This window comes from Bartonella sp. MR110HLJHH, assembly GCF_042194225.1.
In the GTDB taxonomy this organism is placed as follows: domain Bacteria; phylum Pseudomonadota; class Alphaproteobacteria; order Rhizobiales; family Rhizobiaceae; genus Bartonella; species Bartonella grahamii.
Genome location: NZ_JBHIMQ010000038.1, coordinates 1 through 3,901, shown reverse-complemented (window position 1 = coordinate 3,901; position 3,901 = coordinate 1). Strand labels below are relative to the sequence as shown.

The 3,901-nt window shown below is 43.1% G+C and carries 5 protein-coding genes; 1 reads left to right on the top strand and 4 read right to left on the bottom strand.

What is annotated here, in order from left to right; genetic code table 11:
- From ACFIKB_RS08960 to ACFIKB_RS08950, 3 genes are all read right to left on the bottom strand, one after another.
- Positions 1-1,124: portal protein (locus ACFIKB_RS08960; RefSeq protein WP_375653396.1), on the bottom strand; the 1,124-nt coding region annotated here is incomplete at its 3' end.
- Positions 1,109-2,437 (bottom strand): PBSX family phage terminase large subunit, encoded by a 1,329-nt coding sequence (locus tag ACFIKB_RS08955; RefSeq protein WP_375647813.1) that lies wholly within the window; start codon positions 2,435-2,437, stop codon positions 1,109-1,111. The genes ACFIKB_RS08955 and ACFIKB_RS08960, both read right to left, overlap by 16 nt.
- Entirely contained in the window at positions 2,418-2,750 is a 333-nt protein-coding gene (locus ACFIKB_RS08950) for a hypothetical protein (RefSeq protein ID WP_273791598.1), read from the bottom strand. Before ACFIKB_RS08950 ends, ACFIKB_RS08955 begins: the two co-directional genes overlap by 20 nt.
- Before the next feature lie 213 nt (positions 2,751-2,963).
- On the opposite strand from ACFIKB_RS08950, the gene ACFIKB_RS08945 reads away from it, so the two are divergent.
- A complete protein-coding gene (locus ACFIKB_RS08945; RefSeq protein WP_147269651.1) occupies positions 2,964-3,497 on the top strand; it encodes a hypothetical protein in 534 nt (177 codons plus the stop codon).
- An 8-nt stretch (positions 3,498-3,505) separates the two neighbouring features.
- Here the strand turns inward: ACFIKB_RS08945 and ACFIKB_RS08940 are convergent.
- On the bottom strand, positions 3,506-3,901 hold a 396-nt coding region (locus ACFIKB_RS08940; protein WP_375653394.1), incomplete at its 5' end, for a hypothetical protein.

Below are 3,901 nucleotides of genomic sequence, written 5' to 3'. Positions count from 1 at the left end.
TCGACAATAAGCCCCCCTTTGGATTGGCTATTAAGGATATACATCACTTGACTGAAATATTTATTCGCCCACCGTTGAGGATCTTTTGTAGGACGCACAACCCCATAAAATTGCCGTTCTATCTTGTCAAAATACCCCGTTATACACTCCCAACCCAATTGACCAGCTGGAACCATGGGTTGATCGGGGGATTCAAGCAGCTTTCTCCCTAAAAAAGCACGCCTTACAACCTTTTTATTGAAAGCTGCCCCTTGAATATTAGGCATCATGCATTGAAGCTGTTTAAATTCTTCCTCGCTATAATCACGAAGTTCTCCAGTGCTTAAATCGGGTGCTTTATAATATCGCTCGCTTTCAAACCAACGGCATTCAACAAGCGTGACCATCCGACGACCGTTTTCAACATCAATGCTCCCCTCATCGCTGTAATAATCAAGATCATTATGGTGAACACCTTCATGAGAGCTACCATCCCTTGCCCAATCTGCACTCAGCTCTGTCCAATGAGATTTGGGAAACATCTGCTTAGCTACTTCTAACGGCTTGCGGTCTACATACCACAAACGTTGCGCATCGGTTAAATTCGGTTGCACCGCTGCACTATCCCAAACCATCTTTAACGGGTCTAAACGGGTAATTACCGGTTCACCATCGAGGCTGTTCTCATAATCAAGCCGTGTATCAGTCCACCCCATGCCACAGATAACCGCATCTTGGAAAGCATCACTATCAGCGTATTCGGCATGCGCCATGTCCCGAAACCATTCTGCCGCACCGGTAAGCAATTCACTAGGCAATGCCTTCCCTACTTGACGTGGAATAAACTGCACTTCGCGCTTGTTATTACGCTCTGACCCCACAACGGCATTGACCAATGGGGCAATACGATTAAAGGTCATAACGGGGCGGCGTTGCTTTTTTAACGCCGATAAATCTTCTTCATTCCATTGATCACCATTGTAAAAACCAAAATCCTCCCGCGCATGTTCACGCCATTTGTTCACATGCTCCACATCTTCTTTGTACCAGCTCACAAGCTTACGAAATAAGCCTTCTGTCGACAGATCTGATGCGTTACTTTCTTTATCTAAATGCTCTTCATCATACATCATTCTGCCATCCATGACGTGCTCTCATATTCCGTTCTGCCGCTATAAGCTGGTCGCTTTTGTATTTCTTTTGGTGGTTTGTATGAAATGCACATCAGTCCAAACGCATCTGCCCCATGACTGGACCAATCGTGCTCTGCTCCCAAGCCAATATTGCGCTTCTCATCCCATTTCTCATGATACCAATTCAGTGCCTTACGTCCTGCTACCGTCGTCTTCTCATTAAACCAAACAGAAGGCAAAACACGGCGGACTGTTTCTATACGTATCTTAACAGCTCCTGCTCCCTGATTAGGGATAACTTTTGTTTGAAAGCCTGCCTGTTTAAGAGCGCTCTCAAAACTCACATTGTGCACACGGTCTCTCGTCGCACCGTCATGGGGGAGAACCATCAGTGCCTTCTCATAACCATTTTGACGTAACCAGCCTATATGCTCTGATAACGGCTGTCCCTGTGCTTCGTAATAATTAAGCACTCTGATCTCTCTACCAACAAATTGCGCTATCCATATCGCTGTGGCATCTGCCTTAGCACCCGTGCCCCCAATATCCCAAAAGGCGCGTATCTGCATCAAGGGGTCACGAGCAACACGCCCTATCCGCCCCTCTTGCTCGGCTGCCAACATTTCCTTTTGATAATAAGCGCCTTGAACCGCTGTAAGATAAGCCCCTTCCCAGATATGCTTATAGGTCTCTGGACGGTTTCTCAGATCATCCAATCGCGCTTCATTCAAGATCTTGGGAAACTTCGGATTGTCTGACCAGTTGATCTCAACACGCTTAATTGCCTCATTGTCTGAAAAGCGAAACCGCTTCTCAACGGGGGCATTCTCTCGCAACGGGTTCCATGTCACCCACAATTCTGCTCTCCACCCCTCTCCTTCTTCTCGCAAAGTCGGTATAAGCGTTTGCCAAGCCGTCTCTGTAACGGGCTCTGCCTCATCAACCCAACAAAGCAAAATCCTCCCCATGGATTTGATACTTGCAATATTCCGGTCAAGACCAGAAAACTGAAAGGCTATACGACCATCAATCGACTTAATCGAAGATTCCCCAACCTTGTAATAGTCCTTTAAAAAGTCATGCGCTTCAATGGCGCGCTTAATCTCCTCCAATGAACTTTCTGCCAAAGAATTCTGAAACTGACGTGCACAAAGAATAGTGCCCGATATCCCTTGCATACCAAATTGATAGCCTTTTAAAGCCGCCATCAATGCAAATGATCTTGTCTTTCCAGACCCTCGTCCACCCCAAGCCGCCCGTACCAAAGCGTCCCCTGCAAAAATAGGAATGAGTTTTGGTACAATACTAATCTGTCGTGTTGTCATTGACCAAAGGCGCGATTTCTACACGCGTTATCACCTTAATGGCTCCCCCATCTTCACCTGTTACCTGTAAAGGCAACACCTTACCAAGCAACGCTAAATAAGCAGCGGGGCATTCCATAGCCTGCTTTTCCAGATAAGAGATCAAACCATCCTTGCCAATTTTATTCCCAGCATTCTCAGCAGCCTTAACCACTGCTTCTTTTAAAATGCGCGTCATCTTATTCGGAACGCCTTTGACACGCCCTTGACCTGCCTTTGGTGGTATACGCTTTTTAATGGGTTGTGGAGCCTGCTGTGTATTTTCTGATGTCATAAAATACGCCCTCCAGATAATAAAAAACCCCGCATTTGCGGGGATTTTGAACTGTACATTTCCCTCTCTAGACACAATAAGCCTAAGTACAGTAAGGTCATTAAATACGATTTGCTACACTTTGTCAACATAAAAATAACACATATTGATAATTTCAAAAGGAATCAGTTAAACAGATAAAGTGCATATTAAGGTAGACATATTAAGGTAGAAATGATGTTTATAAAAAAATCTTTATTTAGAAGCGTATTAATTATCGCACTTTTTACAACCTATCTTATATTCCCTTCAAACGGATACGCTGATGATAATTTAGATGAATTCTGCTGTTCAAAAGAAGTAGTAAGACTAGAGAGAGCACGCAGTGATTATCTGTATAAAAATTACAATTGGTGGGAACAAAGGTGTTACAACGCTCAATGGATACACGATAAATACGTAGAAAAAACTTTGTCACTACCAGCACGACTAGCTAAGCAACATATAAAAACTATAGAGCAATGGCGTCGTCTAGTCATAAACCGAAATAGTGTATCGCGTGCCGTGATAAGCAATATGCAATTCGAAATAGAGCAAATGCAGCATTTAGATAGAGCAAAACGAAATAAGCAACATGAAAAGGTATCACAACTCCTCGATATCATTACCGATGTTCGAAAGACTATTGCTACACAAAAAGAAAAAGTTAAAAGGCTAGATCATGAAATTGAAATAGTAAATGATATGCTTATTTATTTTTATGAATAATTGCATACTTATGAAAAGTACTTATGAAGCACATTAAGAGCAACACGTAATGAATTCACAAGGTGTGGTAGCATTTGATCTTCTATAACGAGATACTGTAACGCTGCATAAAGGTTATATTGTCTATAGAGGCATTGGGCTTCTTTTAGTGCCTCTTGCGTGTTTATAAACTGCTCTGTTGCAAATTCTACCCATTTATCTCTTGCCTTATCATCAGATGATGACGGCATTTCGTCATAAATCGCATTAGGCAAGCCCTTTGCGCAAAGATAATTATTTCTTATCTGTAAATACTGTTGGGCGGCGTCGTATTGCTCTTGTGTTATTACACCTTGCAAACAAAGTCGCCCTATGTAAGACCCAGAAAGTGGATTTTTTGCCTCTTGTAGCGTTAAACCGAAGCG

What these genes read in the sequence shown, in the direction of transcription:
- ACFIKB_RS08955 (WP_375647813.1), bottom strand. Translation starts at nt 2,437, where the DNA reads ATGACAACACGACAGATTAGTATTGTACCAAAACTCATTCCTATTTTT.
- ACFIKB_RS08945 (WP_147269651.1), top strand. Translation starts at nt 2,964, where the DNA reads ATGATGTTTATAAAAAAATCTTTATTTAGAAGCGTATTAATTATCGCA.
- ACFIKB_RS08950 (WP_273791598.1), bottom strand. Translation starts at nt 2,750, where the DNA reads ATGACATCAGAAAATACACAGCAGGCTCCACAACCCATTAAAAAGCGT.